Raw genomic sequence first — 3,184 nt, 5'->3', positions numbered from 1 at the left:
CTGCGGCGCCGCTTCCCCGACACCAAGATCGAGGCCGATGTCCGCGACCTGCGGGCCCTGCCGAACCGCACCGACGTCGTGACGGCCGGCTTCCCCTGCCAGGATCTCAGCAGCGTCGGGCGCAAGGTCGGCATCGACGGCGCCAGAAGCAGTCTCATCGGCGAGGTCCTGCGGCTGCTGCAGCAGTCCGACGTTCCGTGGGTGGTGCTCGAGAACGTTCCGTTCCTGATGTCGCTGGGGCAGGGTGCGGCTCTGAAGCTCATCACGACCGCATTGACGGAGCTGGGGTACCGCTGGGCGTACCGCGTCGTCGACAGCAACGCGTTCGGGTTGCCCCAACGGCGCAACCGCTGGTATCTGGTGGCGTCGCGCTCGGGCGATCCGCGCGACGTGCTGCTGGCCGACGATTGCGAGAAGCGTGCGCCCGCAGGCGAATACCCCGACGTCGCCTGTGGTTTCTACTGGACTGAGGGCATGCGGGCGTTCGGCTGGGCCGTCGACGGCGTGCCGCCCATCAAGTGCGGGTCATCGGTCGGCGTCGCGTCTCCTCCAGCCATCCGGATGCCGTCGGGCGCCTACGTGACGCCGGATCTGCGAGACACCGAACGGCTGCAAGGCTTTCCGGCCGACTGGACGGCGCCGGCCGAGGAGGTGGCCAGGCGTGGCGAACGCTGGCGCATGGTCGGCAACTCCGTCAGTGTGCCCGTGGCCACCTGGATCGGTGGCAGGCTCGCGCAACCGGGGCGCTACGACATCGCGGATGATCGGCCGTGGACCGGCGCCAAATGGCCGCGTCGCGCGGCGTGGTCCGACCTCGACGGAGTGGTGCACGCCGCTGACGTCGGGCCGTGGCCACAGTGGCAACCACGCGAGTCGCTCGCCGATTTCCTCCAGTATCCTCCGAAGCCATTGTCCGCCAGGGCGGCAAGCGGGTTTCTGCGGCGCACCGAGAAGGGCACGCTGCGATTCCCGCCGGGGTTCATCGCCGAGTTGAAGGCGTACGCGGAAAGCGTTGGGGCATGACGGATCTCTTCGGAGAACCTGATCCCGATGATCTGCAGCGCCTTCGCGAAGGTGTCCTCGACGCCGTCATGCATGGCATCGAGGCCAGCCGCAACGATTCGTCCAAGTGGGATCCCCTCTACCAGTGGTTCGCGGTCGAGTTGGGCGTAGGCGACGGCCAGAAGGGCGGTGCGGTCATCGGCAAGCTGGTGACCGAGCAGCGGCAGATCGGCAACCGCTGCGACGAGATGGCCAAGTCCAGTCCGGAGTACGCCGTCATCAGCGTGCTCGGTGACGTCACGCCCGAACACGTCCTCAGCGCGATGCGCAAACGCGGGCGGTTGCCGTCACTGAAGGCGGCGCTGTTCCTGCGCGAGTCGACACCCGACCGACTGGTGATCTTCGATGAGTGACGGCACCGTCGAACGACTGCAGTCGATCTTCCCCGAGCTCGTCGCCGAGCACCACCCGGCCCTGGGTGTCGCGCCCGGTTCGGGCGTCACCAAGACCGACGGTGGCGGCCAGGTACCGTCGGTCATCAACGTGCCGATCGAGATCGACCCGCGCATCGAACGGATGGTCCGATTGGCCATCCTCTCGGCGCCCGCGGTCATCCTGGTGGGCCCACCCGGCAGCGGCAAGACCACGCTGCTGCGTCAGGTGGTCGACCGCATCGTCGCCGATCCGAAGACGTTCGGCTTCCAGGTCGGGCCGAAGGGCGTGGAATGGTCTGCCGCCGAGGAGAACTGGTCGACCACCGACCTGGTCGGCGGTCAGACGATCGACGGCAACGAACTGCGCTTCCGGCCAGGTCGGGTGCTCAGCGCCATCGCCGACGGGAACTGGCTCATCGTCGACGAGGTCAACCGTGCCGACATGGACCGCATCTTCGGCGGGCTCCTGACGTGGCTCAGCGGTCAAGACGTGACGCTAGGTACGGTGTCGCCCGCCATCGGATCACCTCAGGTGCAGCTCGGCTGGTCCACGGGCGCAACGTGTTCGGTCGAGAACGAGGAGCGACTGACCAATCCCGGCAGCGGGAGCGGCCCGGTGCGCTATCTGGCGGGCACCGAGTGGCGGCTGCTGGGCACCTACAACGCGCTCGACGCGCAGCGGGTGTTCCGATTCGGCCACGCGCTGGGCCGTCGCTTCCTGCGGGTGCCCATCCCCGCTGCCGACACCGACAAGTTCCGCACGGCGCTGCTCGCGCAGGACCACGGCCTCCCCCAGCCGCTGCTCGACGCGATCGTGGCGATCTATACGGCGCACCTGACCAATTCGATGACCACCCTGGGGCCCGCGCTGTTCCTGCGGATGGCCGACTACATCGCGGCGGGCGTTGGCACCGACGCGGAGCAGTTGACCACGATCACGCACGTCGAGCGGGAGCTGCTCGCGGAGGCCTACCTCGTCAACGTCGGGACCTGGCTGCGTGAGATGGAGGACGAACTGGCCGCGTTGGGCAACGCGATCGTCGAACAGCACCACGCCCTGAGCCAGTCCGAGTGGGAGTGGGTCGTGGAAATGAGCCACGTATTGTCCTGACGGCGCAGGCCGGTGTCGACGTCGCGCTTCCGATCCCGGCGGCGGGGCTGGACCACGTCCTGCGGGCCTGGATCGGGCGCGGCCAACTGGTCAAGGTCCTCAATCAGCTTGCCCCCGATGAGCTTCCACGTGACTGGCGACCCGAGGACACGCAGTTGCGTGCGGACTTCATGTTGTTCCTCGAGCTCGTACCGTTGATGGCGCGGTTGCCGGGGACCGCCAAGCAGTGGGTCGACCTGTTGCCCGCCCAGTCGCGACGCCGCCGTACGGTCGCCGATGCGCCGACCGGTGGCACGGCGTGGGTCGAGACCAGGCAGCAATACGGCTGGCCGCCGTCCTCCTTCGTCATCCGTCACCGCGACCGCGTCGCGCACGAACTCCTCGCGACGGTGCTGGCCTGGACGGGCGCCCAGGTCCTGCGGCTGGCCCAGCGGGCACCGTCGATCGATCCGCACTCGGTCGAGCCCGTCGCCGGGCAGTTGGAGGCCCTGTCGAGGATCTTCGACGCGGGTCTGCTCGACCGCGGCGCCGCGGAGCCGCGCCCCTCGGAGCTTGCGGCGGTGCGACGGGAGGGGGCGGTGTGGCGGCGGCTGGTGGAGGTGGCCGCAACGATCAGGGCCGCAAGCGAACCCGCCTC

At 68.8% G+C, this 3,184-nt stretch carries 4 protein-coding genes; all 4 read left to right on the top strand.

Annotated elements, in window-relative coordinates:
• The coding region (locus tag QOI01_RS25585; protein WP_526385969.1) for a DNA cytosine methyltransferase at window positions 1-1,023 on the top strand (1,023 nt) is incomplete at its 5' end.
• The gene (locus QOI01_RS25580; protein WP_526385968.1) at window positions 1,020-1,415 is read left to right on the top strand and encodes a hypothetical protein; all 396 of its coding nucleotides are present in this window, start codon (window positions 1,020-1,022) and stop codon (window positions 1,413-1,415) included. The genes QOI01_RS25585 and QOI01_RS25580, both read left to right, overlap by 4 nt.
• Window positions 1,408-2,547, top strand: a complete 1,140-nt coding sequence (locus QOI01_RS25575) for an AAA family ATPase (RefSeq protein ID WP_526385966.1) — start codon at window positions 1,408-1,410, stop codon at window positions 2,545-2,547. The genes QOI01_RS25580 and QOI01_RS25575 overlap by 8 nt, the downstream gene beginning before the upstream one ends.
• The coding region (locus tag QOI01_RS25570) for a hypothetical protein (protein ID WP_526385964.1) at window positions 2,514-3,184 on the top strand (671 nt) is incomplete at its 3' end. The genes QOI01_RS25575 and QOI01_RS25570, both read left to right, overlap by 34 nt.

It is taken from the genome of Mycobacterium sp. (assembly GCF_032162605.1).
Taxonomy (GTDB): Bacteria; Actinomycetota; Actinomycetes; order Mycobacteriales; family Mycobacteriaceae; genus Mycobacterium.
Note: the sequence above shows the minus strand (reverse complement) of the source record. Positions and strands in the feature narration are given on the sequence as shown.